The organism is Thalassovita mangrovi, from assembly GCF_009857745.1.
GTDB lineage: Bacteria > Pseudomonadota > Alphaproteobacteria > Rhodobacterales > Rhodobacteraceae > Thalassobius > Thalassobius mangrovi.
Genome location: NZ_WWEN01000007.1, coordinates 58,515 through 81,590 on the forward strand (window position 1 = coordinate 58,515; position 23,076 = coordinate 81,590).

The window sequence follows — 23,076 nt, forward strand, 5'->3', positions numbered from 1 at the left end:
CGATTGGCACGCAGCATTGCGGATGCTGTCTTTGATAGACAAGAAGACGCCGAAGCCCCTTTCGACCAAGACATTCTCTCTAGATATTCCATTAAAAGCTACCGCAGCGCGACCGCCGTTCTGCAACAGCGCGCCCCAGAAGAACTGCAGGCGATCATTTCCGTTTTGAAGGATTTCCACATCACCGAAACGGAGATTCGATCACCCGGCGGCAATCGCATGTCCGCGACTGAAAGATTTGGCCGCCTAGCCGCCCAGGCCGGTTTTTACGAAGAGGTGCGGATTGAAGCCGACCTCCTGGTCAAACTGAAGGCTGGCAAAGGGGAAAACGCGCCTGAGATCGACAGGATCCTTCGCGAAGACTACATACATAACCACTTGGTCGATTTCTGGCTCGGGCGAGTTGCCTTTGACTATGAGTGGAACAGCAAAGATCAAACCTATGACCGCGATCTCTACGCCTTCAGAAGCTTCTTTGAAGCAGGGGTGATCGACGTTGGCGTGATCGTAACCCGCGAACTGTCGAACGAGTACTTCCACAGCTTGGGATTTTGTCTCGACAAAGATGGCAACGAAACTGACAAAACAGTCGCAGCCAAATTCGGGGCAAGCACAACCGGCACACACAAATTGATCAGCAGGATCGGAGCAGGCCGCAGTGGCGGCTGCCCCGTTCTTGCCATAGGAATCTTACCCGGGAATATTCTTCCCGAATAATCCGATCACTCCTGCGGGATCACCCGCAGGCCCAGTTCCATCAGCTGGTCCGAGGTCGGATCGCTGGGCGCGTTCATCATCAGGTCCTCGGCGCGCTGGTTCATCGGGAACATCACCACTTCGCGGATGTTCGCCTCATCGGCCAGCAGCATCACGATGCGGTCGACACCGGCGGCGCAACCACCGTGCGGCGGGGCGCCGTATTGGAACGCGTTGACCATGCCGCCGAAGCGCTTCATCACCTCGTCCTTACCGTAACCAGCCAGTTCGAACGCCTTGAACATGATTTCCGGCTTGTGGTTCCGGATCGCGCCCGACACCAGCTCGTAACCATTACAAGCCAGGTCGTACTGATAGCCCTTCACGTGCAGCGGATCGCCCAGCAGCGCGTCCAGACCGCCCTGCGGCATCGAGAACGGGTTGTGGTCGAAATCCAGCCCGCCGTTTTCTTCGTCCAGCTGGAAGATCGGGAAATCGACAATCCATGCGAAGGCGAAACGATCCTTGTCGAGCAGGCCCAGTTCCTCGCCGATCACATTGCGGGCGCGGCCCGCGACGGCTTCGAACGCTTTGGGCTTGCCGCCCAGGAAGAAGGCCGCGTCGCCGACGCCCAGGCCCAGCTGCTGGCGGATCGCCTCGGTGCGTTCCGGGCCGATGTTTTTCGCCAGCGGACCGGCGGCTTCCATGCCCTCGCCCTGATCGCGCCAGAAGATGTAGCCCATCCCCGGCAGACCTTCCTGCTGAGCGAACTTGTTCATCCGGTCGCAGAACTTGCGGCTGCCGCCAGTAGGCGCCGGGATGGCGCGGATTTCGGTGCCTTCCTGTTCCAGCAGCTTGGCGAAGATCGCAAAGCCCGAACCCGCGAAATGTTCGCTGACGACCTGCATCTTGATCGGGTTGCGCAGGTCGGGCTTGTCGGTGCCGTACCACAGCGCGGCGTCGGCATGGGAAATCTGCGGCCAGTCGGTATCGACCTTGCGGCCGCCGCCGAATTCCTCGAACACGCCCTGCAGCACCGGCTGGATCGTGTCGAACACGTCCTGCTGGGTGACAAACGACATTTCCATGTCGAGCTGATAGAAATCGGTGGGCGAACGGTCGGCGCGCGGATCTTCGTCGCGGAAGCACGGCGCGATCTGGAAATACTTATCGAAGCCCGCGACCATCATCAGCTGCTTGAACTGCTGCGGCGCCTGCGGCAGCGCGTAGAACTTGCCCGGGTGCAGACGCGACGGCACCAGGAAGTCGCGCGCGCCTTCGGGCGACGACGCGGTGATGATCGGGGTCTGGTATTCGCGGAACCCCTGATCCCACATCCGCTTGCGCATCGACATCACGACGTCCGAGCGCAGCTTCATGTTGTCCTGCATCGCTTCGCGGCGCAGGTCGAGGAAGCGGTATTTCAGGCGGGTTTCTTCCGGGTATTCCTGATCGCCGAACACCATCAGCGGCAATTCACCGGCCGCGCCCAGCACTTCCAGGTCGCGGACATAGACTTCGATCTCGCCGGTGGGCAGCTTGGGGTTGATCAGGCTTTCGTCACGCGCCTTCACCACGCCGTCGATGCGGATACACCATTCGGAGCGGACCTTCTCCATCTCGGCGAAAACCGGGCTGTCGGGATCGCACAGAACCTGGGTCACGCCGTAATGGTCGCGCAAATCGATGAACAACACGCCGCCGTGGTCACGGACCCGATGGACCCAGCCCGACAGGCGGACGGTTTCGCCCACGTTGGTTTTTTTCAGTTCGGCGCAGGTATGGCTGCGGAAAGCGTGCATGGTTCGACCTTTCAATCAGGCATCGTCGGCGCTTTTGGCGCACGGAATTCGTCCGCGCCGATACACTCGTTTGAGCCGCGGATGTCAAGCGATGCGTCGGTTTTACAGCGCTGACGCGGCCTTTCCGCGCGGTGTTTTCGGCGTTAAATGCCCTGCCTGGCGCCCCTTCGCCCCGCGACAGAGCGCCGATGAGCCCCAAAGCCCCTTGCGCCTTGCCCGCCGTTGTCTATAACCCGCAACAATTTGCGCGGGGTGAGTCTCACCCCTGTCCGCTGCTGCCCGCAAAACAAAAAAAGAGGTCCGCCATGCCCAAAAGAACCGATATCTCCTCGATCATGATCATCGGGGCGGGGCCCATCGTCATCGGCCAGGCCTGCGAATTCGACTATTCCGGCGCCCAGGCCTGCAAGGCCCTGCGCGAAGAAGGTTACCGGGTGATCCTGGTGAACTCGAACCCGGCGACGATCATGACCGACCCCGGATTGGCCGACGCCACCTATATCGAACCGATCACGCCGGAAGTGGTCGCCAAGATCATCGAAAAGGAACGCCCCGACGCGCTGCTGCCCACCATGGGCGGGCAGACCGGCCTGAACACTTCGTTGGCGCTGGCCGACATGGGCGTGCTGGACAAGTTCGGCGTGGAACTGATCGGCGCCAACCGCGACGCCATCGAAATGGCCGAGGACCGCAAGCTGTTCCGCGAAGCGATGGACCGGATCGGGCTGGAAAACCCCAAGGCGACCATCATCACCGCGCCGAAGAAAGAAAGCGGCGCTGCCGATCTGGAAGCGGGCGTGCAGCTGGCGCTGGACGAGCTGGAAGACATCGGCCTGCCCGCGATCATCCGCCCCGCCTTTACCCTGGGCGGCACCGGCGGCGGTGTGGCCTATAACCGCGAAGATTACATCCATTACTGCCGCACCGGCATGGATGCTTCGCCGGTGAACCAGATCCTGGTGGACGAAAGCCTGCTGGGCTGGAAGGAATACGAGATGGAAGTCGTGCGCGACCGCGCCGACAACGCCATCATCGTCTGTTCCATCGAAAACGTCGATCCGATGGGCGTGCATACCGGCGATTCCATCACCGTGGCCCCGGCGCTGACCCTGACCGACAAGGAATACCAGATGATGCGCAACGGCTCGATCGCCGTGCTGCGCGAAATCGGGGTGGAGACCGGCGGGTCGAACGTGCAATGGGCGATCAACCCCGCAGACGGCCGCATGGTTGTGATCGAAATGAACCCGCGGGTGTCGCGGTCGTCCGCTCTGGCGTCGAAAGCGACCGGTTTCCCGATCGCGAAAATCGCCGCCAAGCTGGCGATCGGCTACACGCTCGATGAACTGGACAATGACATCACCAAGGTGACCCCGGCCAGCTTCGAGCCGACCATCGACTATGTCGTCACCAAGATCCCGAAATTCGCGTTCGAAAAATTCCCCGGTTCCGAACCCACCCTGACCACCGCGATGAAATCGGTGGGCGAGGCGATGTCGATCGGCCGCACCATCCATGAATCGCTGCAAAAGGCACTGGCCTCGATGGAATCGGGCCTGACCGGGTTCAACGAGGTGGACATCGAAGGCGCCCCCGACAAGGCCGCCGTGATCAAGGCGATCAGCCGCCAGACCCCGGACCGGATGCGCACCATCGCCCAGGCGATGCGCCACGGGCTGAGCGACGACGAAATTCACGCCGTCACCATGTTCGACCCCTGGTTCCTGGCCCGCATCCGCGAAATCGTGGAAGCCGAAGAAGAGGTCCGCAAGAACGGCCTGCCGGTCACCGAAGACGGGTTGCGCAAGCTCAAGATGCTGGGCTTCACCGATGCCCGCCTGGGCGAACTGACCGGCCGGACCGAAGCCAATATCCGCCGCGCCCGCCAGAACCTCGGCGTCACCGCCGTGTTCAAGCGGATCGATACCTGTGCCGCCGAGTTCGAAGCGCAGACGCCCTACATGTATTCGACCTATGAAACCCCGGCGATGGGCGATGTCGAATGCGAAGCGCGCCCCTCGGATCGCAAGAAGGTGGTGATCCTGGGTGGCGGTCCGAACCGGATCGGCCAAGGGATCGAATTCGACTACTGCTGCTGTCACGCCTGTTTCGCGCTGACCGACGCGGGCTATGAAACCATCATGATCAACTGCAACCCGGAAACCGTGTCGACCGACTACGACACTTCGGACCGGCTGTATTTCGAACCGCTGACCTTCGAGCACGTGATGGAAATCCTGCGGGTCGAGCTGCAGAACGGCACCCTGCACGGCGTCATCGTGCAGTTCGGCGGCCAGACGCCGCTGAAGCTGGCCAATGCGCTGTACGAGGAAGGCATCCCGATCCTCGGCACCTCGCCCGACGCGATCGACCTGGCCGAAGACCGCGAACGGTTCCAGCAGCTGGTCAACAAGCTGGAACTGAAACAGCCGAACAATGGCATCGCGTCCTCGGACGCCGAAGCGCTGAAGATCGCCGAAGACATCGGTTTCCCGCTGGTGATCCGCCCCTCCTACGTGCTGGGCGGCCGGGCGATGGAAATCGTCCGCGATATGGCACAGCTGGAACGCTACATCGCCGAGGCCGTGGTGGTTTCGGGCGACAGCCCGGTTCTGCTCGACAGCTACCTCAGCGGCGCCATCGAATGCGACGTCGATGCGTTGTCGGACGGCAAGACCGTGCACGTGACCGGCATCATGCAGCATATCGAGGAAGCCGGCGTGCACTCGGGTGACAGCGCCTGTTCGCTGCCGCCCTATTCGCTGCCGCAGGACATCATCGACGAAATCAAGCGTCAGACCGAAGCATTGGCCCTGTCGCTGGGCGTTATCGGCCTGATGAACGTGCAGTTCGCGGTCAAGGACGGCGAGATTTACCTGATCGAGGTGAACCCGCGCGCTTCGCGTACCGTGCCGTTTGTCGCCAAGGCCACCGACAGCGCCATCGCGTCCATCGCGGCGCGGCTGATGGCGGGCGAACCGATGGAAAACTTCCCGTTCCGCGGCGAATACCCCAAGGACGCCAAGCCCGGCACCCTGCCGATGGCCGACCCGATGACCCTGGCCGATCCCAACATGCCGTGGTTCAGCGTGAAGGAAGCGGTGCTGCCCTTCGCCCGCTTCCCCGGCGTCGACACCATCCTCGGCCCGGAAATGCGCTCCACCGGCGAAGTGATGGGCTGGGACGTGTCCTTCGCTCTGGCCTTCCTCAAGGCGCAGCTGGGCGCGGGCACCGACCTGCCCCGGGGCGGTAAGGTCTTCATCTCGATCAAGGATGCCGACAAGACCGCGCTGATGGTGGAAGCGGCAAGCACGCTGAGCGATCAGGGCTTCACCATCGTCGCCACCCGCGGCACCGCCGCGTGGCTGTCGGAAAACGGCATCGAATGCGACATCGTGAACAAGGTTTACGAAGGCCGCCCGAACATCGCCGATATGCTGAAGGATGGGGAAATTTCGCTGGTGCTGAACACCACCGAAGGCGCGCAGGCGGTCGAGGACAGCCGCGAAATCCGCTCGGTCGCGCTCTATGACAAGATCCCCTATTTCACCACCGCCGCCGGTGCCCAGGCCGCCGCACAGGCGATCAAGGCTCGCGCCGAAGGCGATTTCGGGGTGATGAGCCTGCAAGGCTGATAGCTTACCGGGCCTGCCCGTCCACGCGGCGGGCAGGCCCAAAGACCTATTTCCGATTCGAATGTCCTACCTCGGCAGGCCCCGCAGCCCCGCCTTGCGCGGCTGCCCCCGCGTAAACCTGTATTAAATTACAGGGGTACACAGATAACCTATATATTTTGACAGGGCGCTTTACGCCGGAGCCCGCAATTTACCCAAGACAGAATCTGCCGCCGTATCCTATTCTTTTGAGGTAGGGCAGGTAGGACAATAACCATCCCCAAGTCCATTCCGCGATCACAGCGCGGCAGCCTGGCCGGTCCGTGTTTTTAAGAGTTTCATTCTGTAAGTCATTTCCAAAAGTCAGGGGCTCTCCTTCGCGGGAGCCCCTTATTTATTTGGAATTTTGCTGCGATTGATCGCCCCGCCGGGGCAGCGTCAGATGCCTGACCCCCAGCCCGTCCATCTGCACCACGATATGAGCGGTATCGGCGGTTTCGCGCATCCCCTGCAATTCCGGCACCAATCCCGCGCTCATCGCAAGGGCGGCGATTTCGGCGCGGTTGCTGCAGCCGGTCTTGGCCATCAGGCTGTGCATCCGCTGGCGCAACGCCGATACTGAAATGCCCAGGTCGGCCGCGATCTGCTTGTCCTGCAACCCGCGACCGATCAGTTCCAGCAATTCGCGCTGCTTGTCGCTGATCTGGTTGCGGTCGAAATATTCCGACACGAAATGCGCCATGTAACGCTGGTGCGCCAGCAGCGCGGCCACGTTCAGCGCCCAGCCATGCGCCTTCACGATCGCCAGCATGTCGCGCCGCGAATGGTCGCCGGAAAAATTGATGATCCCCGATTGCGGCGGTGCGTTCACCCGCAAGGGCACCGAAAACCCCGCCCGCATGCCCCGCCGCGCCGCTTCGCTCAGAACCTCGACCCGGCGCTGCGGCAGGTGCAGGTAATCGTCGATGAATTCATATCCGATCAGGATCGGGGTCAGGTGCTTTGACGCATGGGTCCGGAAATAGGACCATTCGGCATTCTCGGGGTCCTGGTTTTCCCGGTTCAGCCAGCGCGCGTCATAAGAGGTCCGCACGAACAGCCGCTGCTGGCCTTCCGAAGAGGTGCTGACGGTGATGAAATCGATGAAGGGCAGGTCCAGCTGGCGGCCCAGCTGCACCAGCCGGTCCCAGACCTCGACGGAATGGCTGGTGTTTTCGATATCGCGCAGGAAATCGTGCAGCAGCGGCGGCGTGAACATTTCCGCCGCCAGCAGTTCCCGCTTCTGCTCTGAATCCCCCGCCTGTCCCAACGCTCCGCTTTCTTCTTGCGCCCGCGATGCCCAGCCGATCAGGGCGGGGAAACATCGCCGTCTTCGATATGTGAAAGACATATACCTATTTTTCGCCAAAATTGCACTGATCCATCGCAAATGGGCTGACGAAACGTGCCCTTATTGCCCTGCCCGGCCTGGAAGCACGGCGACGGTTTTTCCGCCTCTTGCCTTCCCCGCACGGGCAGCGATAGATGCGGGCATGGCCAAGCTCTACTTTCACTATTCGACCATGAATGCCGGCAAATCGACCGTGCTTTTGCAGGCATCCTACAACTACCGCGAACGCGGCATGGACACCTATGTGATGACCGCCGGGTTCGACGACCGGGCCGGAACCGGCACGGTGGCGTCCAGGATCGGGATCAGCAGCGATGCCGACACTTTCACCTCGGGCGAAGACCTGTTCGCCAAGGTGGAAAAGCGACTGCTGGACGGGCCGGTCGCCTGCATCTTCATCGACGAATCGCAGTTCCTCGAAAAGGATCAGGTCTGGCAACTGGCCCGGGTGGTGGACGATCTGAACGTGCCGGTGATGTGCTACGGGCTGCGGGTGGATTTCCGCGGCGAGTTGTTCCCCGGCTCGGCCGCGCTGCTGGCGCTGGCCGATGAAATGCGCGAGGTGCGCACCATCTGCCATTGCGGCAAGAAGGCCACGATGGTGGTGCGGATGGGGCCGGACGGCACCGCGCTGAAGGAAGGCGCGCAGGTGCAGATCGGCGGCAATGAGACCTATGTGTCGCTGTGCCGCCGCCACTGGCGCGACGCGGTCGGCCACCAGTAAGGACTGACCGCCAAGGCCGGGTGCGACGCCCGCCCGAGCGCGCGCTCGGGCGCAGCCTGCCTCAGGCCCTCTCGACGATCACCGAACCGACCGAGTAACCGGCGCCGAAGGAACAGATCAGCCCGATATCGCCCTTCTGCATGTCCTCGGAATGTTTCGAGAAGGCGATGATCGACCCGGCCGAAGACGTGTTGGCGTAATCCTGCAGGATATTGGGCTGTTCGCCCGCTTCGGGATCGCGGCCCAGCACCTTGCGGCCGATGAAATCGTTCATCGCCTTGTTGGCCTGGTGCAGCCACATGCGCCTCAGATCGCCCGCCACCACGCCGGTATCCGCCATGTGCTGCTGGATATGGGCCGACACCATCGGCACCACTTCCTTGAACACCTTGCGGCCGTTCTGCATGAACTGCATGTCGCGGCGGTCCTTCATCCCGTCGGGGCGGTTGCGGCGCAGGAAACCGTTATTGTTGCGGATATTGTTGGAAAACTGCGTCGCGCAGCGGGTCGACCGGACGATCCAGTGATCGCCCTTGGCGTCCTCTTCGCGTTCCAGCACCGTTGCCGTGGCCACGTCGCCGAAGATGAAATGGCAATCGCGGTCGCGCCATTCCAGGTGGCCGGAGGTGATTTCGGGATTGACCACGATGGCGCGGCGCACCGATCCGGCGCGGATCATGTCGGCGGCGGCCTGAATGCCGAAGGTGGCCGAGGAGCAGGCGACGTTCATGTCGAAGGCAAAGCCACCCGCGCCCAGTTCCTTCTGGATCTCGATCGCCACCGCCGGATAGGCCCGTTCCATGTTCGACGCGGCGCAGATCACCAGGTCGATGTCTTCGCCACCGATGCCCGCCTGATCCAGGGCGGTCTTGCAGGCCTTCAACGCGATTTCGGTCATGATGCCGGGTTCGTCGTCGCTGCGCTGGCGGAAATGCGGATACATCCGGGTCGGGTCCAGGATGCCGTCCTTTTCCATCACGTAGCGCTGTTCGATGCCAGACGCCTTGAAGATGAATTCGGACGAGGAATATTCTTTCGCCTCGACCTCGCCCGCGGCGATGGCCTCGGCATTCTCGGCGTTATAGAGATCGACATAGGCGTTGAACGCCTTGACCAGTTCGTCGTTGGTGATGGTTTCCGGCGGGGTGAACACCCCGGTCCCGGTAATCGCAGGCGTATACATCCGACCCCCCAATAAAAGTGGGGGCCAGAACACCTCAGACAGGGGACAGCGTCAACCCTTGCCCCAAGGGAAGGCGGGCCGCTCAAAGCGCGTTCGGCGGCCTTTCCCCGGCGAAGAACGCCTGCAGGTTGTCCAGCGCCATCATCCCCATACCGGTGCGCACTTCCAGCGCCGCCGTGCCCAGATGCGGCAGCAGCGTGACATTGTCCAATTGCCGCAGCGCCTCGGGCACCTCGGGTTCGAATTCGTAGACATCGAGCCCCGCGCCGCCGATCCGGTTTTCCCGCAGCGCGTCGATCAGCGCGCTTTCATCCACCACGTTGCCGCGGGAAATGTTGATCAGATGGGCGTGGGCCTGCATGCCGGACAGGAAATCGGACCCGACCAGATACATGGTTTCCGGCCCGCCGGGCACCGCGAGGACGATGAAATCGGATTGCCGCGCCAGCTCTTCCAGGCTCACCTGCCGGGCGGGGAAATCCATCGCCTTTTCTGACCGGTTGGCATAGAGCACCTCCATCCCGAAACCGAAATGACAGCGCCGCGCGATGGCCTGACCGATCCGGCCCATGCCGATGATGCCCACCGTCTTGCCGGTGACATGCAGCCCCAGCATCTGGGTCGGGTGCCAGCCCTGCCACTGCCCCGAACGCACCAGCCTTTCACCTTCCCCGGCGCGCCGGGCGCTCATCAGGATCAGCGTCATGGCGATATCGGCAGTGGCGTCGGTCACCGCGCCGGGCGTGTTGGTCACCGTCACGCCGTGATTGCGCGCGGCCTCGATATCGATGTGATCGACACCGACCCCGAAATTGGCCAGCACCCGGCAGCGCGGGCGGCCGAATTCGGCAAAGATTTCGTTCGAAAACCTATCCCCCAGCGACGGCATAATCCCGTCATAAAGCGCCAGGGCCGAGCGCATCTCGGCCGCGCTCATCGGCAGGTTGCTGGCGCGGTGTTCGACGTCGAACAGGGTTTCGGCCCGTTCCACCACGTCGGCGGGCATCGGGCGGGCGATCAGCACACGGGGGGTCTTGCGGCTCAATGCATCCTCCCGCCCAGGGGGACGTCCTGATCGGGCGACAGCAGCACGATGTCGCCATTGGCGTCGGGCAGGCCCAGCACCAGGACCTCGGACATGAACTTGCCGATCTGGCGCGGCGGGAAATTGACCACCGCCATCACCTGCTTGCCGGTCAGGCTTTCGGGCGTGTAATGCGCCGTCACCTGGGCCGAGGTCTTCTTCTCGCCGATCTCACCTCCGAAATCGATCCACATCTTGATCGCGGGCTTGCGCGCCTCGGGATAGGGTTCGGCGCGGGTCACGCGGCCGACCCGGACATCGACCTTCATGAAGTCGTCGAAGTCGATCTCAGCCATTGGCGAGCTCCTTCGACCGGTCGGTGGCCGCCTTCACCGCGCGTTGCAGCAGCGCCGGGAATCCGGTTTCCGCGTCCATCAGCACTTCAAGCGCGGCCTGGGTGGTACCGTTGGGGCTGGTCACGTTGATGCGCAGCTGCGCCGGGTCCTCCTCGGCCTGTTCGGCCAGCGCCCCGGCGCCCGCAACGGTGGCCTTGGCGAGCTGCATCGCCAGATCGGCGGGCAGGCCCTGCGCCTCACCGGCGGCGGCCAGCGTTTCGATCAGGTGGAACACATAAGCCGGGCCCGACCCGGACACGCCGGTGACGGCATCCATCTGGTCTTCGCGTTCCAGCCGCACCACCTGGCCGACCGCGGAAAGCAGCCCCTCGGCCATGTCGAGCGCGGCACCGGACACATGCGTATTGCCGATGATCGCGGTGATGCCCCGGCCCACGGCGGCGGGCGTGTTGGGCATCGCCCGCACGATCGGGGTCTGATCGCCCAGCACCTCTTCGAACTTCGCAATCGGGGTGCCCGCGGCGACCGACACGAACACCGTTTCGCCATTGCCCATCGCCGTCAGCACCGGCAAGGCATCGCCCATCATCTGCGGCTTGACCGCGACCAGCACAACGGCGGGGGCTTCGGGCAGATCGGCGTTGATCCGCACGCCGGTCGATTGCAGCCAGTCGGACGGGTTCGGGTCGATCACCCAGACCGATGTGGCCGGCAATCCCTGCTTCAGCCACCCGGCCAGCATCGCCGACCCCATCTTGCCGCAGCCCAGCAGCACCAGCCCCTTGCCGGCGACGTGATCCATATCCATGACATACCCCCTTGCCCGTTCATTCCGGTTTGGGGGGAAGGTTTACGCGCGGCCGTAGGCCTCTGCAATGGCGACCTGCATCGCGTCCTCTGTGTCGCGCCCGCCCCAGACCACCAGCTGCAGCGCCGGGTAGTAGCGTTCGGCGCTCAGCACCGCGGCGTTGATCATGGTGTCGATCTGATCGGCGCAGGCTTCCTGCCCGCCCGCCAGCACCAGGCCATAGCGGTAAACCATCAGGTTCTGCTGCGCCCAGAAGGTGAAGGACCCGGCCCAGCACTGATCGTTGATCGCGTTCAGCGCCTCGTAGATCGCCGGGATACGTTCCCGCGGCGGTTCCATTTCGAAGGTGCAGATCAGCCGCAGGGTTTCGTCATAGGCCGACCAGGCCAGGGTCAGGGTATAGGTGCGCCACTGGCCTTCGACCGCCATGGCGATCTGATCTTCGCCGATCCGGTCGAAATCCCACTGATGATGCTCGGCGATGTATTCGACGAGGTCGATGGGGTGAAGATCTTCTTGCATGAACTGCTCAGACAATGCCATGACGCCACCTCTTTTCTGACTGGCTCCGGGGCGTGGCAGCGCCCCCAAGCGCTTGTTGCCTGCTCTAAGGGTCGGGGACTTTGCGCCCGTCCTTACTAGATATGGTGGGCTTCAAAAGGTTAGCTGTAAAGCTAAATTTTGGGGATAACCGCAATAAGTTGTGGATGCTTTGCGTCTGTCTGCCGAATATTGAGGCACAACCCCATCGCGCGGAATACCCGCCTTCCACCCCCTGGATACGGCGAATTCCCCGTCCTCTCAGGGCCATCCGCGAATCTCTCGCCAACGGCTTTACCGGCCCCGCCTTGACATGACGCAAGGTCAACCAAACGCGCCCGAGGTAAGGAAAACCATGCGTGCTGAGGGCCGGTAGCGGCCGGGAGGGGCCGCGATTTCTCACCACCCAAGAACGCGCACGCAGCTATTGGGAGAGGAAATATGGAAAAGAAATTTATGCAATGGATCGCGCTGCTTTCGGTCGGCGTCGGCATGGCGGGTGCGGCAAGCGCCGCTGACATGTCGCTCGGCGAATTCGAATACAACAACAGTTGCGCGCAATGCCACGGCCCGGACGCCAAGGGGCAAGGACCGGTCACCGCCTTCCTGCGCAACCTGCCGCCGGATCTGACGATGCTGCAGAAAAACAATGACGGCGTATTTCCCTTCGCCAATGTCTATGCGGTGATCGACGGCAGCGCCCAGGTCGATGTGCATGGCCGCGACATGCCACTGTGGGGCAATCGCTACCGGCAACGGGTCGAAAACGACCCCGAGGGCGATTTTTCGCCCGATGACACCGAGGTCTATGTGCGTACCCGGATTCTGGCGCTGATCGACTATCTCGCCACCATGCAGGCCAAGTGAGCCGCCGATCATAGCCCCAAAAAGCAAGAAGGCGCGCGACCCATCGGCCCGCGCGCCCTCGCAATACCTGTGTCGCTGGCGGCTTACTTCGCCGCCGCTTCCAGCGCCTCGATCCGCGATTTCAGCGCTTCGTTTTCTTCCCGCGCCTTCTGCGCCATGGCGCGGACGGCTTCGAATTCTTCGCGGGTGACGAAATCGCGATCGGCCAGCCAGCGGTCGACCAGGCTTTTCATCGCGTTTTCCGCTTCGTCCTTGGCGCCCTGGGCCACGCCCATCGCGTTGGTCATCAGCTGCGACATGTCGTCGAAAAATTTGTTTCGCGTCTGCATCTGGCTCTCCAATCTTCACTTGTCCCCTATATGGAACGGAAAGCGGTCGGCCACAAGGTTGACTTCCCCTTTCCGCCAGAGGCACACAGACGCACATGCAGGCCATGATCCCCTTCCCCAATATCTCGCCCGAGATTTTCACCATCACGTTGTTCGGCGTCGAATTTGCGCTGCGCTGGTACGCGCTGGCCTATATCGCGGGCATCCTGATCGGCTGGCGGCTGATCGTGGCCGCCGTCAAACGGCCCAGGCTCTGGCCCGGCGACACCTCGCCGATGACGCCGCAGCAGGTCGAGGAATTGCTGAGCTGGATCATCGTCGGGGTGATCCTCGGCGGGCGGCTGGGCTATGTGATGTTCTACAAGCCGGTCTATTACCTGCGCCACCCGCAGGAAATCCTGATGGTCTGGCAGGGCGGCATGTCGTTTCACGGCGGTTTCCTCGGCGTCGTGATCGTGGCGCTGATCTTTGCCGCGCGGTTCAAGGTGCCGCGCCTGTCGCTGGGCGATTCACTGGCGCTGGCGGTGCCGACGGGGCTGATGCTGGGCCGGATCGCCAATTTCATCAATGCGGAACTCTGGGGCCGCCCGACCGACCTTCCCTGGGGCGTGGCCTTCCCCGGCGCCTCGGCGCAGACCTGTGAAGGCGTCATCGGCATCTGCGCACGCCATCCCTCGCAACTGTACGAGGCAGCGCTGGAAGGGCTGGTGCTGGGCACGCTGCTGCTCTGGCTGGCCTTCCGCCGCGGCGGGCTGAAGGTGCCGGGGCAGATCATGGGCCTGTTCATCGCGGGCTATGGTGTGGCCCGTTTCATCGTCGAATTCTTCCGCCAGGCCGACGATCAGTTCATCACGGTGGACAACCCGATGGGGTACGTCCTGCAACTGGGTCCGGCCGGGGTCACCATGGGGCAATTGCTGTCGCTGCCGATGCTGTTCCTCGGGTTGCTCATCGTGGCATACGCCCGCAGGCGCGCCGGATGAGCGATATGCGCGACCATCTGCTGGCGCGGATCGCCACCAGCGGCCCGATGAGCGTTGCCGATTACATGGCCGATTGCCTGCTGCATCCGACGCTTGGCTATTACACCACCCGCGACCCGCTGGGCGCGGCGGGCGATTTCACCACCGCGCCGGAAATCAGCCAGATGTTCGGCGAACTGGTGGGGCTGTCGCTGGCGCAGGCCTGGATCGATCAGGGCCAACCGGCGCCCTTCGTGCTGGCCGAGGCCGGGCCGGGGCGCGGCACGCTGATGGCCGACATCCTGCGCGCCACCCATTCGGTGGCGGGGTTTCACGACGCGATGCAATTGCACCTGATCGAAGCCTCGCCGGTGCTGCGCGACAAGCAGCGCGAAACCATCGGCCGTGAAGTGACCTGGCTCGACAGCATCGCCGACCTGCCCGAACTGCCGCTGTTCTTCGTCGCCAACGAATTCTTCGACGCGCTGCCGATCCGGCAATTCGTCCGCGACGGCGCCGGATGGCGCGAAAAGCGGGTGGTGGCAGAGGATGGCCAACTGGGCTTCGCCCTTGGCGGCGCGGCGCCGGTCGAGGCGTTGCGCTACCGGCTGGACGACACCAAGGACGGCGACCTGGTGGAAATCTGCCCCGCCGCCCCGGGACTGGCCGCCGAAATCGGGCGGCGGATCGAAACCCACGGCGGCGCGGCGCTGATCTTCGACTATGGCGACTGGCGTTCGCAGGGCGACACGCTGCAGGCGGTCAAGGCGCATGACAGCATCGATCCGCTGGCCGCCCCCGGCCAATCCGACCTGACCGCCCATGTGGATTTCGAAGCGCTGGCGCTGGCCACCCCGTCGGCCCACAGCAAACTAACCGCGCAGGGCGTGTTCCTGGAACGGCTGGGCATCACCGCGCGGGCGCAGGCTCTGGCATCGCGCCTGCAAGGAGCGGCGCTGGAAAACCTGATCGCCGCACATCGGCGCTTGACGCACCCACAGGAAATGGGGACGGTCTTCAAGGTAATCGGCCTCTATCCGAAATCGAAAACGCCCCCGCCGGGACTGGACGCATGACCCTGGAAATCCTGACCTCAGACCTTCTGACCGACGTCAAACACGGCTTCTTCACCCGCAAGGGCGGCGCGTCCTCGGGCGTGTTCGCCGGGCTGAATTGCGGTCAGGGATCGTCGGACCAGGCCGAAATCGTCGAAATCAACCGGACCCGCGTGGCGAGCGCGATGGGCGTGCCGCTGACCCATCTGGTCACCGTGCATCAGACCCATTCGGCCACCGTCGTCACCGCCGACGCCCCGATCACCGACCGGCCCGAAGCCGACGCCATCGTCACCGCCACGCCCGGCCTGGCCCTGTCGGTGCTGACCGCCGATTGCCAGCCGGTGCTGTTCGCCGACCGCAAGGCCGGCGTCATCGGCGCCGCCCATGCCGGGTGGCGCGGCGCGATCGACGGCATCCTGGAGGCCACGCTCGACGCGATGGAAGCGCTTGGCGCGAAGCGTGCCGATATCGTCGCCGCGATCGGCCCGACGATCAGCCAGCGCGCCTATGAGGTCGGCCCGGAATTCCTCGACGATTTCATCGCCGACGATCCGTCGAATACGCGCTTCTTCTCCAATGGGAACGGCGACCGCTACCTGTTCGACCTGCCCGGGTTCGGACTGCACCGGCTGCGCCGCGCAGGCGTGGGCGAAGCCGAATGGATTCGCCACTGCACCTATTCCGATCCGGCCCGGTTCTATTCCTTCCGCCGCGCCACCCATGAGGGCGAAGCGGATTACGGGCGGCTGATTTCCTCGATTCTGCTGTAAGCCACCCTGCCCCGCCGCAACACCAGCGGGGCCGAACCAGCCGCAAGCCTGCCCTATTCCGGGACAGCCCAGACAGACGCGCGCCCGCACATTCCAACAATTTCAATAGCTTGCAAAATTCCGTCAACAATAACTCCAAAAAGGGCGGATTTCACCGAATTGCCGCAATTGCCGCATGCACCGCCCAATCATGGCCGCATTGGACCGCCATATTCGGATCAAACGACACGTTCAGGCACAACGAGTAGGAATTGATTATGAAGCCGCAAAAACGCTGGATGAAATCGGTCATCGCAACGTCCAAGACCGAAATGCCCGCCCTGCCCTGGGCCCGCAAGAAAAGCGTCAAAGCCGAAGCGCAGCGTCGCAGCGCCTGAACCGATACGATCTTGGCCCGCTCACGCCGAGTAGCTTTTTAACCAGTTGGAACGTGAGTGCCAGTTAAGGGACCGCTGCCCCCCGTAGCGGTCCCTTCTGTTTTTATCCCCCCCGCGCCGCTGCCCGAATCGAAATGTGGCACCCGCGTCCCCCACTTGGAAACAAAGCCCCTGCCGCACCCTGGATTGCCGCGCCGAACGCATCCAATGTCGTCCCTTTTTTGACAACCGTCGGGGCCTAGGGTCATTATCCTGACGTCAACAGTTGGAATGGAAACAGTCCCTCTGTCGTCGTCGGTGGGGGCCGGCGCGGATGCGACGCAGCGAAAGTGCGTGAGTAGTGAACAGAATTTTGCCCCCGTCCCGTCATTGGGCTTCGGCCCCGTATGCTCGTGACCGCGATCAGGCGGCCGTCGCGGATCAATTCACCTCGAACACCCCGGTCAAGACCACGCTGATGCGGCGCTATGAGGTGCTGTATCTGGACCATGACAATGCTCCGGCTTCCCATTCGGCCATCGCCCCGGCCAGCGAGCTGTTCGAATCCGCCTTTTCGGCTTTCGCCCGCGGCACCCTGATCCAGACCGACCAGGGCCCCTGCGCCATCGAGGACCTGCAGCCCGGGATGCGGATCGACACCGAAGAATTCGGCCCGCTGCCGATGCTGTGGCGCGGCATGATGAACATCATCCCGAACACGCCGACCGACCACCCCGAACGGGCGCAGTTGACCCGGGTGATGGCCGGCACTTTCGGCATGTCCCGCCCCACCTCGGACCTGGTGCTGGGCCCGGCGGCGCGGATGCCGCGCCGGGGCAATGCCGAGGGCCTGGTCCCGGTCAGCCGCTTCGCCGATGGCGACAGCGTGATCCAGACCTCGCCGCCTTCGCCGGTGCAGGTGTTCCACCTGTGCCTGCCGCTGCAGGCGACGATCCGGGCCAACGGGCTGCCGATTGCGACCTATCACCCCCGCCCCGGCATGACCGAAATCATGGGGCCGCAGATGCAGCGGCTGTTCCTGTCGCTGTTCCCGCATCTCGACACGATGAGCGATTTCGGCCCCGCCCTGCTCCACGATGCAGAGCGGCAGAAAGCCGGCATTCTGGAACAGGTCGCGATCTGATCGCGCAAAGGATGGGAAAGAACGGACCGGTCAGGCCGACCGGTTCAGCCGTTCCTCAAGCACGTCGAAGGGCACGCCGGGTTCATCCTTGGCGCTGCGGATGACCAGGCTGGTCTTGACCGAGGCCACGTTGGGCGCGGTCAGCAATTCACCGGTCAGGAAGCTCTGGAAGGTGCTCAGGTCCGGCGCCACGCATTTCAGGATGAAATCGACCTCGCCGTTGAGCATGTTGCATTCGCGGACCAAGGGCCAGCCGCGGCACAGGCCCTCGAAGGCGCTGAGGTCGGATTCGGCCTGGCTCTGCAGCCCGACCATGGCATAGACCTGCACCTCGAACCCCAGCTCGCGGGCGTCGACCTCGGCGTGATAGCCCCTGATATAGCCCGATTCCTCAAGCGTCCGGACCCGGCGCAAGCAGGGCGGCGCGGAAATGCCCACCCGCTTGGCGAGCTCGACATTGGTCATCCGGCCATCGGCCTGAAGTTCCGCCAGAATTTTCCGATCGATGGGATCAAGCCGCGTCGTTGGCATTCGAATTCTCCTTTGGTCGAAGTCTTATACCCGGCCCGTTCGGCGCGCAACTTTATTTCGCGGTCGCGCAATATCGTTGCCAATTCTTCATGTTTTTGCACATTTTTTGATTTCCGCATCTAAACCTTTTCCCGGCGCGCGGCGGCGTCTATATGCGTTAAAGCTTCTGGAATTTCGCAAAAAGGGTCCTGTCATGGCCGATACACGTCACACCAAGGTTCTGATCATCGGGTCCGGCCCGGCCGGCTATACCGCGGGCATCTATGCGTCGCGCGCGATGCTGTCGCCGATCCTGGTGCAGGGCATCGAACCGGGCGGTCAGCTGACCACCACCACCGAGGTCGAAAACTATCCCGGCTTCACCGAGGTGCAGGGCCCCGACCTGATGGTGAAGATGCAGGAACACGCCACCGCCATGGGCTGTGACATCGTCGGCGACATCATCACCGAACTGGACACCTCCAAGCGCCCGTTCACCGCCAAGGGTGACAGCGGCACCATCTACACCGCCGACGCGGTGATCCTGGCTACCGGCGCGCGCGCCAAGTGGCTGGGCCTGGACAGCGAAGAAGCCTTCAAGGGCTTCGGCGTCTCGGCCTGCGCCACCTGTGACGGGTTCTTTTATCGCGGCCAGGAAATCGTGGTGATCGGCGGCGGCAACACCGCCGTTGAAGAAGCGCTGTTCCTGACCAACTTCGCCTCCAAGGTGACCCTGATCCACCGCCGTGATGAACTGCGCGCCGAAAAGATCCTGGTCGACCGGCTGCTGAAGAACGAAAAGATCGAACCGCTGTGGTTCCACACGCTTGACGAAGTGGTGGGCGAGGACAATCCCAAGGGCGTCACCGCCGTGCGCGCCAAGAACGTCAACACTGGCGAAATCACCGAGATTCCCTGCAAGGGCGTCTTCGTCGCCATCGGCCACGCCCCGGCCAGCGAACTGGTCAAGGACACGCTGGAACTGCACAATGGCGGTTACGTGAAGGTCAAACCGGGCAGCACCGAAACCTCGGTCCCGGGCATCTTCGCCGCGGGCGACCTGACCGACCACAAATACCGCCAGGCCGTGACCAGCGCCGGGATGGGCTGCATGGCGGCGCTGGACGCCGAACGCTGGCTGGCCGAACAGGAATAATCGAAACTGCACGCAGATTTCCCCCGCTGGTTCTGCCCAGAGGGGGAAATCCTACGCAGGCTGGCTTGAACCTGTTCCTCGGGGACGCCCGGTTGGCGAACCTCGTTCGCACCTCTGCCGCATCTGCCCAAACCGGTCTTCCCTGTCGCCGCAATGCTGCAAAAACGTTCTTATATTGGGCTCAGCCCCCTCCCCCCTTGCATTTCATGGGCGTCAAAGCCTAGATGCCCGCGAAATCCGCAACCGTCCTGCACGAGCAGATAGTTAAAAGGCATTAAGTCGATGTTGCCCAATCTGGCCCCCATTCCCGAACTTTACGTTTCCTATGACAGCGCCCAGAAACTGAAAGTCGAAGCCGCCGACCTGACCAGCTGGGACCTGACCCCGCGCCAGATCTGCGACCTCGAACTGCTGATGAACGGCGGCTTCAACCCGCTCAAGGGCTTCCTGAGCGAAGAAGACTACAACGGCGTCGTCGAAAACATGCGCATGGCCGACGGGTCCCTGTGGCCGATGCCGATCACGCTGGACGTGAACGAAGACTTCGCCGCTGGCCTGGAAATCGGTCAGGACATCGCGCTGCGCGACCAGGAAGGCGTGATCCTGGGCACCATGACCGTCACCGACCGCTGGGAACCGAACAAATCGCGCGAGGCCGAAAAGGTCTTCGGCGCCGATGACATCGCGCATCCGGCCGTCAACTACCTGCACCACACCGCGGGCAAGATTTACCTGGGCGGCCCGGTCACCGGCATCCAGCAGCCGGTCCATTACGATTTCAAGGCCCGCCGCGACACGCCGAACGAACTGCGCGCCTATTTCCGCAAAATGGGCTGGCGCAAGATCGTGGCGTTCCAGACCCGCAACCCGCTGCACCGCGCGCACCAGGAACTGACCTTCCGCGCCGCCCGCGAAGCGCAGGCCAACCTGCTGATCCACCCGGTGGTCGGCATGACCAAGCCGGGCGATGTCGATCACTTCACCCGCGTGCGCTGCTACGAGGCGGTGCTGGACAAGTACCCGGCCGCCACCACCGCGATGAGCCTGCTGAACCTCGCCATGCGGATGGCCGGCCCGCGCGAAGCGGTGTGGCACGGGCTGATCCGCGCCAACCACGGCTGCACCCACATGATCGTCGGCCGCGACCACGCAGGCCCGGGCAAGAACTCGGCCGGTGAAGATTTCTACGGCGCCTATGACGCGCAGGACCTGTTCCGCGAACACGAGGAAGAAATCGGCATCGAAATGGTCGACTTCAAACACATGGTCTATGTGCAGGAACGCGCCCAGTACGAACCCAACGACGAGATCGAAGACAAGGATGACGTCACCATCCTAAACATCTCGGGCACCGAACTGCGCCGCCGCCTGGCCGAAGGGCTGGAAATCCCGGAATGGTTCTCCTTCCCCGAAGTGGTGGCCGAACTGCGCAAGACCAAGCCGCCGCGCAGCCAGCAGGGCTTCACCGTCTTCTTCACCGGCTTCTCGGGCTCGGGCAAATCGACCATCGCCAACGCGCTGATGGTCAAGCTGATGGAAATGGGCGGCCGTCCGGTCACCCTGCTCGATGGCGATATCGTGCGCAAAAACCTCAGCTCGGAACTGGGTTTCTCGAAGGAACACCGCGATCTGAACATCCGCCGCATCGGCTACGTGGCCAGCGAAATCACCAAGAACGGCGGTATCGCCATCTGCGCCCCGATCGCGCCCTACGCCACCACCCGCCGCGCGGTGCGCGAAGACATCGAACAGTTCGGCGCCTTCGTCGAAGTGCATGTCGCCACCTCGCTCGAGGAATGCGAACGCCGGGACCGCAAGGGGCTCTACAAGCTGGCGCGCGAAGGCAAGATCAAGGAATTCACCGGCATCTCCGATCCCTATGACGTGCCGGTGAACCCCGAGCTGAGCGTCGAAACCGAAAATGTCGATGTCGATAACTGCGCCCACCAGGTTCTGCTGAAGCTGGAATCGATGGGGCTGATTTCCGGCAACTGGGGCTGATAACGCCCCATACGAATGACGAAAGGCGCGCCAGGTGGCGCGCCTTTTTCTTTGTCCTATCGGCTGGCCCTCGGGCTTACTTCACCCGCATCCGCGCCAGCAGGTTGTCCTTCAGCACGAACTGATGCAGCAGCGCCGCCGCCACGTGCCCGATGACCAGGATCATGCCGATATTGAACAGCACCTCATGCGCCTCGGCCGCAACCTTCACCCCGCCGAACCAGGCCGCGAGCCCGGCCGCCGGGATCGCCAGCAGCCCGACATAAAGCCCGATATGGATGCCCTTGGCCGCCATGTCCTGCAGCGGCTTGCCGGTCTCGACCGCGGGCGGCGCGCCCTTCACGATCCGAACCACCACCCGCAGCGCCATCAGCGCCAGGATGGCGATGCCGACCAGCACATGCGCCCGCGCCGCCGCGGTGGGTTCGGTCTCGCCCGTGCGCATCAGCGTGCGCCACACCTCGCCCATCGCGTCGGCGCTGAAATAGCTGACCACCAACAGGGCCGCGATGCCCCAATGCAACGCGATCTGCAGCTTGCTGTATTTTTCCGGCTGCGCCATTTGAATTCTCCGTCTGTTGACCATGACCGGGGCTTAACACCCCGATTTCACAAAATCATGATACGCGGCCAAAGCGAAGATCCGTCGGCGCAAAGCCCGGTCACATCCGGTGCCCTTGCGTCAACGCCCGGGCGCGGGGCTCAGTGCACCGTCACCGGCGCAAGATCGTTCTGCCGCGCCAGTAGGAAGGCCAGCTTGCGGTCGCCCACCAGCGCCAGCTGCTCGCCGTCCTCGCTGCACACCGCGTAAAGCGTTTCGGCCCGCGAACCGACCTGGTCGCGCACGTCCTGCGGCAGGTCGGCGACCTTCACCGGGCGCACGTAAACGATCTGATTTTCGTCGCCTTGTCCGAAATCGTATTTCACATCCATCGCGTTACCCTTTCCTGATCTTGATCGTCTGCACCACCGCTTCGGGCTGGTGCCGCGTCAGGTCGACATGCAGCAGGCCGTTTTCCATCACCGCCTCGCCAACCTCGACCCCGTCGGCCATCACGAAGGACCGCTGGAACTGCCGCGCGGCGATACCGCGATGCAGGAAAACGCGCCCCTCGGAATCATCGCGCTGGCGGCCCCGGATGACCAGTTGCTGGTCCTCGACGGTGATCGACAGGTCGTCTTCGGCGAAACCCGCCACGGCCAGCGTAATGCGATAGGAATTCTGCGACGTCTGTTCGATATTGAAAGGCGGGTAACCTTCGTTGCCGGATTTCGCGTTGCGTTCCAGCAACCGTTCCAGCTGATCGAACCCCAGCAGATAGGGGTGCGACCCCAGGGTAAGCTTTGTCATCGACACGTCCTTATGATCAAGCGACAGTCCAAGTCATCAGGGCCCCGTTGCGGCGACCCGCCCCTGAAATATGGGCATCCCGCGATAGCTGTGCAAGACCTTTGCGAAACTGCGGCTTTTCAGTATCTTAACGGAACCCAGAATCGACGGAATCAAGGCCATGAACGCTTCTTCAGACATTTCGATGAAAACGGACGAAGTCCTGCGCGTCGAGTTGGAAGTGTTCCGCCGCGAACACCGCGATCTCGACGAAGCGATCACCGCCCTGGTGGATCGCGGCACCGCCGATCAGCTGACGCTGCAGCGGCTGAAGAAGAAGAAGCTGCAGCTCAAGGATATGATCGCGCGGATCGAAGACCGGCTGACACCGGATATCATTGCGTAAGACGCAGCCTTGGCTATAGTGCGCGCTCCACTGGCAGGGCGCTGAAGGGG

The 23,076-nt window shown here is 63.0% G+C and carries 23 protein-coding genes; 11 read left to right on the forward strand and 12 right to left on the reverse strand.

The genetic code is table 11. The features are described from left to right. Positions 1–3 precede the first annotated feature (3 nt). Complete coding sequence (locus GR167_RS15290) at positions 4–717, forward strand: BglII/BstYI family type II restriction endonuclease (RefSeq protein ID WP_160974589.1); 714 nt, start codon at positions 4–6, stop codon at positions 715–717. A gap of 5 nt (positions 718–722) precedes the next feature. Here the strand turns inward: GR167_RS15290 and aspS are convergent, their stop codons facing one another. After that, a complete protein-coding gene (aspS, locus tag GR167_RS15295) occupies positions 723–2,498 on the reverse strand; it encodes an aspartate--tRNA ligase (RefSeq protein ID WP_160974590.1) in 1,776 nt (591 codons plus the stop codon). A gap of 305 nt (positions 2,499–2,803) precedes the next feature. Here aspS and carB point away from each other — a divergent pair, with 305 nt between their 5' ends. Beyond that, positions 2,804–6,133, forward strand: a complete 3,330-nt coding sequence (gene carB, locus GR167_RS15300; RefSeq protein ID WP_160974591.1) for a carbamoyl-phosphate synthase large subunit — start codon at positions 2,804–2,806, stop codon at positions 6,131–6,133. A gap of 373 nt (positions 6,134–6,506) precedes the next feature. On the opposite strand, the gene GR167_RS15305 is transcribed toward carB, so the two are convergent. Beyond that, positions 6,507–7,370, reverse strand: a complete 864-nt coding sequence (locus GR167_RS15305; RefSeq protein WP_160974592.1) for a helix-turn-helix transcriptional regulator — start codon at positions 7,368–7,370, stop codon at positions 6,507–6,509. 274 nt (positions 7,371–7,644) lie between these two features. On the opposite strand from GR167_RS15305, the gene GR167_RS15310 reads away from it, so the two are divergent. Next, positions 7,645–8,226: a thymidine kinase gene (locus GR167_RS15310; RefSeq protein ID WP_160974593.1), complete on the forward strand. Its 582-nt coding sequence runs from the start codon at positions 7,645–7,647 to the stop codon at positions 8,224–8,226. A gap of 61 nt (positions 8,227–8,287) precedes the next feature. On the opposite strand, the gene GR167_RS15315 is transcribed toward GR167_RS15310, so the two are convergent. The 5 genes from GR167_RS15315 to GR167_RS15335 form a co-directional block, all read right to left on the reverse strand. Beyond that, a complete protein-coding gene (locus GR167_RS15315; protein WP_160974594.1) occupies positions 8,288–9,409 on the reverse strand; it encodes a beta-ketoacyl-ACP synthase III in 1,122 nt (373 codons plus the stop codon). Positions 9,410–9,491: 82 nt separating this feature from the next. Continuing rightward, complete coding sequence (locus GR167_RS15320; RefSeq protein ID WP_268894245.1) at positions 9,492–10,454, reverse strand: 2-hydroxyacid dehydrogenase; 963 nt, start codon at positions 10,452–10,454, stop codon at positions 9,492–9,494. Continuing rightward, positions 10,451–10,789 (reverse strand): tRNA-binding protein, encoded by a 339-nt coding sequence (locus tag GR167_RS15325; protein ID WP_160974595.1) that lies wholly within the window; start codon positions 10,787–10,789, stop codon positions 10,451–10,453. Before GR167_RS15325 ends, GR167_RS15320 begins: the two co-directional genes overlap by 4 nt. Beyond that, the gene (gene proC, locus GR167_RS15330) at positions 10,782–11,597 is read right to left on the reverse strand and encodes a pyrroline-5-carboxylate reductase (RefSeq protein ID WP_160974596.1); all 816 of its coding nucleotides are present in this window, start codon (positions 11,595–11,597) and stop codon (positions 10,782–10,784) included. The genes GR167_RS15325 and proC overlap by 8 nt, the downstream gene beginning before the upstream one ends. Positions 11,598–11,639: 42 nt before the next feature. Further along, positions 11,640–12,140, reverse strand: coding sequence for a type III secretion system chaperone family protein (locus GR167_RS15335; protein WP_160974597.1), 501 nt, complete (start codon positions 12,138–12,140; stop codon positions 11,640–11,642). 438 nt (positions 12,141–12,578) lie between these two features. Here GR167_RS15335 and GR167_RS15340 point away from each other — a divergent pair, with 438 nt between their 5' ends. Next, positions 12,579–13,004, forward strand: coding sequence for a c-type cytochrome (locus tag GR167_RS15340; RefSeq protein WP_212769998.1), 426 nt, complete (start codon positions 12,579–12,581; stop codon positions 13,002–13,004). Between the two features lie 83 nt (positions 13,005–13,087). Here GR167_RS15340 and GR167_RS15345 read toward each other — a convergent pair whose 3' ends face one another. Continuing rightward, the gene (locus tag GR167_RS15345; RefSeq protein ID WP_160974598.1) at positions 13,088–13,333 is read right to left on the reverse strand and encodes an accessory factor UbiK family protein; all 246 of its coding nucleotides are present in this window, start codon (positions 13,331–13,333) and stop codon (positions 13,088–13,090) included. Positions 13,334–13,428: 95 nt separating this feature from the next. Between GR167_RS15345 and lgt the strand changes: the two genes are divergently transcribed. The 4 genes from lgt to GR167_RS15365 all read left to right on the forward strand — a co-directional run bounded on the left by lgt (position 13,429) and on the right by GR167_RS15365 (position 17,623). Then, positions 13,429–14,316 (forward strand): prolipoprotein diacylglyceryl transferase, encoded by an 888-nt coding sequence (gene lgt / locus GR167_RS15350; protein ID WP_160974599.1) that lies wholly within the window; start codon positions 13,429–13,431, stop codon positions 14,314–14,316. Further along, positions 14,313–15,371: a class I SAM-dependent methyltransferase gene (locus GR167_RS15355; protein WP_160974600.1), complete on the forward strand. Its 1,059-nt coding sequence runs from the start codon at positions 14,313–14,315 to the stop codon at positions 15,369–15,371. The genes lgt and GR167_RS15355 overlap by 4 nt, the downstream gene beginning before the upstream one ends. Continuing rightward, the gene (gene pgeF / locus GR167_RS15360) at positions 15,368–16,123 is read left to right on the forward strand and encodes a peptidoglycan editing factor PgeF (RefSeq protein ID WP_160974601.1); all 756 of its coding nucleotides are present in this window, start codon (positions 15,368–15,370) and stop codon (positions 16,121–16,123) included. Before GR167_RS15355 ends, pgeF begins: the two co-directional genes overlap by 4 nt. Positions 16,124–16,852: 729 nt before the next feature. Beyond that, the gene (locus GR167_RS15365; protein ID WP_160974602.1) at positions 16,853–17,623 is read left to right on the forward strand and encodes a Hint domain-containing protein; all 771 of its coding nucleotides are present in this window, start codon (positions 16,853–16,855) and stop codon (positions 17,621–17,623) included. 30 nt (positions 17,624–17,653) lie between these two features. Here GR167_RS15365 and GR167_RS15370 read toward each other — a convergent pair whose 3' ends face one another. Further along, entirely contained in the window at positions 17,654–18,154 is a 501-nt protein-coding gene (locus GR167_RS15370) for an Lrp/AsnC family transcriptional regulator (protein ID WP_160974603.1), read from the reverse strand. 193 nt (positions 18,155–18,347) lie between these two features. Between GR167_RS15370 and trxB the strand changes: the two genes are divergently transcribed. Next, a complete protein-coding gene (gene trxB, locus GR167_RS15375) occupies positions 18,348–19,289 on the forward strand; it encodes a thioredoxin-disulfide reductase (protein WP_160974604.1) in 942 nt (313 codons plus the stop codon). Positions 19,290–19,571: 282 nt separating this feature from the next. Beyond that, positions 19,572–21,290, forward strand: a complete 1,719-nt coding sequence (locus GR167_RS15380; RefSeq protein ID WP_160974605.1) for a bifunctional sulfate adenylyltransferase/adenylylsulfate kinase — start codon at positions 19,572–19,574, stop codon at positions 21,288–21,290. Positions 21,291–21,366: 76 nt separating this feature from the next. Here GR167_RS15380 and GR167_RS15385 read toward each other — a convergent pair whose 3' ends face one another. The 3 genes from GR167_RS15385 to GR167_RS15395 form a co-directional block, all read right to left on the reverse strand. Continuing rightward, on the reverse strand, positions 21,367–21,852 hold the full coding sequence (locus GR167_RS15385) for a cytochrome b (RefSeq protein ID WP_160974606.1): 486 nt from the start codon (positions 21,850–21,852) through the stop codon (positions 21,367–21,369). Positions 21,853–21,992: 140 nt separating this feature from the next. Further along, positions 21,993–22,223, reverse strand: a complete 231-nt coding sequence (locus GR167_RS15390) for a DUF1150 family protein (RefSeq protein ID WP_160974607.1) — start codon at positions 22,221–22,223, stop codon at positions 21,993–21,995. 4 nt (positions 22,224–22,227) lie between these two features. After that, positions 22,228–22,641, reverse strand: coding sequence for an Hsp20 family protein (locus GR167_RS15395; protein ID WP_160974608.1), 414 nt, complete (start codon positions 22,639–22,641; stop codon positions 22,228–22,230). A 160-nt stretch (positions 22,642–22,801) separates the two neighbouring features. Here GR167_RS15395 and GR167_RS15400 point away from each other — a divergent pair, with 160 nt between their 5' ends. Next, positions 22,802–23,026: a YdcH family protein gene (locus tag GR167_RS15400; RefSeq protein WP_160974609.1), complete on the forward strand. Its 225-nt coding sequence runs from the start codon at positions 22,802–22,804 to the stop codon at positions 23,024–23,026. Positions 23,027–23,076: the final 50 nt, after the last annotated feature.

Coding starts and splice junctions, on each gene's coding strand:
- GR167_RS15345 (WP_160974598.1), bottom strand. CDS start 13,333: ATGCAGACGCGAAACAAATTTTTCGACGACATGTCGCAGCTGATGACC.
- GR167_RS15370 (WP_160974603.1), bottom strand. CDS start 18,154: ATGCCAACGACGCGGCTTGATCCCATCGATCGGAAAATTCTGGCGGAA.
- aspS (WP_160974590.1), bottom strand. CDS start 2,498: ATGCACGCTTTCCGCAGCCATACCTGCGCCGAACTGAAAAAAACCAAC.
- pgeF (WP_160974601.1), top strand. CDS start 15,368: ATGACCCTGGAAATCCTGACCTCAGACCTTCTGACCGACGTCAAACAC.
- carB (WP_160974591.1), top strand. CDS start 2,804: ATGCCCAAAAGAACCGATATCTCCTCGATCATGATCATCGGGGCGGGG.
- GR167_RS15325 (WP_160974595.1), bottom strand. CDS start 10,789: ATGGCTGAGATCGACTTCGACGACTTCATGAAGGTCGATGTCCGGGTC.
- GR167_RS15340 (WP_212769998.1), top strand. CDS start 12,579: ATGGAAAAGAAATTTATGCAATGGATCGCGCTGCTTTCGGTCGGCGTC.
- GR167_RS15355 (WP_160974600.1), top strand. CDS start 14,313: ATGAGCGATATGCGCGACCATCTGCTGGCGCGGATCGCCACCAGCGGC.
- proC (WP_160974596.1), bottom strand. CDS start 11,597: ATGGATATGGATCACGTCGCCGGCAAGGGGCTGGTGCTGCTGGGCTGC.
- GR167_RS15305 (WP_160974592.1), bottom strand. CDS start 7,370: ATGTTCACGCCGCCGCTGCTGCACGATTTCCTGCGCGATATCGAAAAC.
- GR167_RS15315 (WP_160974594.1), bottom strand. CDS start 9,409: ATGTATACGCCTGCGATTACCGGGACCGGGGTGTTCACCCCGCCGGAA.
- GR167_RS15400 (WP_160974609.1), top strand. CDS start 22,802: ATGAACGCTTCTTCAGACATTTCGATGAAAACGGACGAAGTCCTGCGC.
- lgt (WP_160974599.1), top strand. CDS start 13,429: ATGCAGGCCATGATCCCCTTCCCCAATATCTCGCCCGAGATTTTCACC.
- trxB (WP_160974604.1), top strand. CDS start 18,348: ATGGCCGATACACGTCACACCAAGGTTCTGATCATCGGGTCCGGCCCG.
- GR167_RS15335 (WP_160974597.1), bottom strand. CDS start 12,140: ATGGCATTGTCTGAGCAGTTCATGCAAGAAGATCTTCACCCCATCGAC.
- GR167_RS15385 (WP_160974606.1), bottom strand. CDS start 21,852: ATGGCGCAGCCGGAAAAATACAGCAAGCTGCAGATCGCGTTGCATTGG.
- GR167_RS15390 (WP_160974607.1), bottom strand. CDS start 22,223: ATGGATGTGAAATACGATTTCGGACAAGGCGACGAAAATCAGATCGTT.
- GR167_RS15380 (WP_160974605.1), top strand. CDS start 19,572: ATGTTGCCCAATCTGGCCCCCATTCCCGAACTTTACGTTTCCTATGAC.
- GR167_RS15395 (WP_160974608.1), bottom strand. CDS start 22,641: ATGACAAAGCTTACCCTGGGGTCGCACCCCTATCTGCTGGGGTTCGAT.
- GR167_RS15310 (WP_160974593.1), top strand. CDS start 7,645: ATGGCCAAGCTCTACTTTCACTATTCGACCATGAATGCCGGCAAATCG.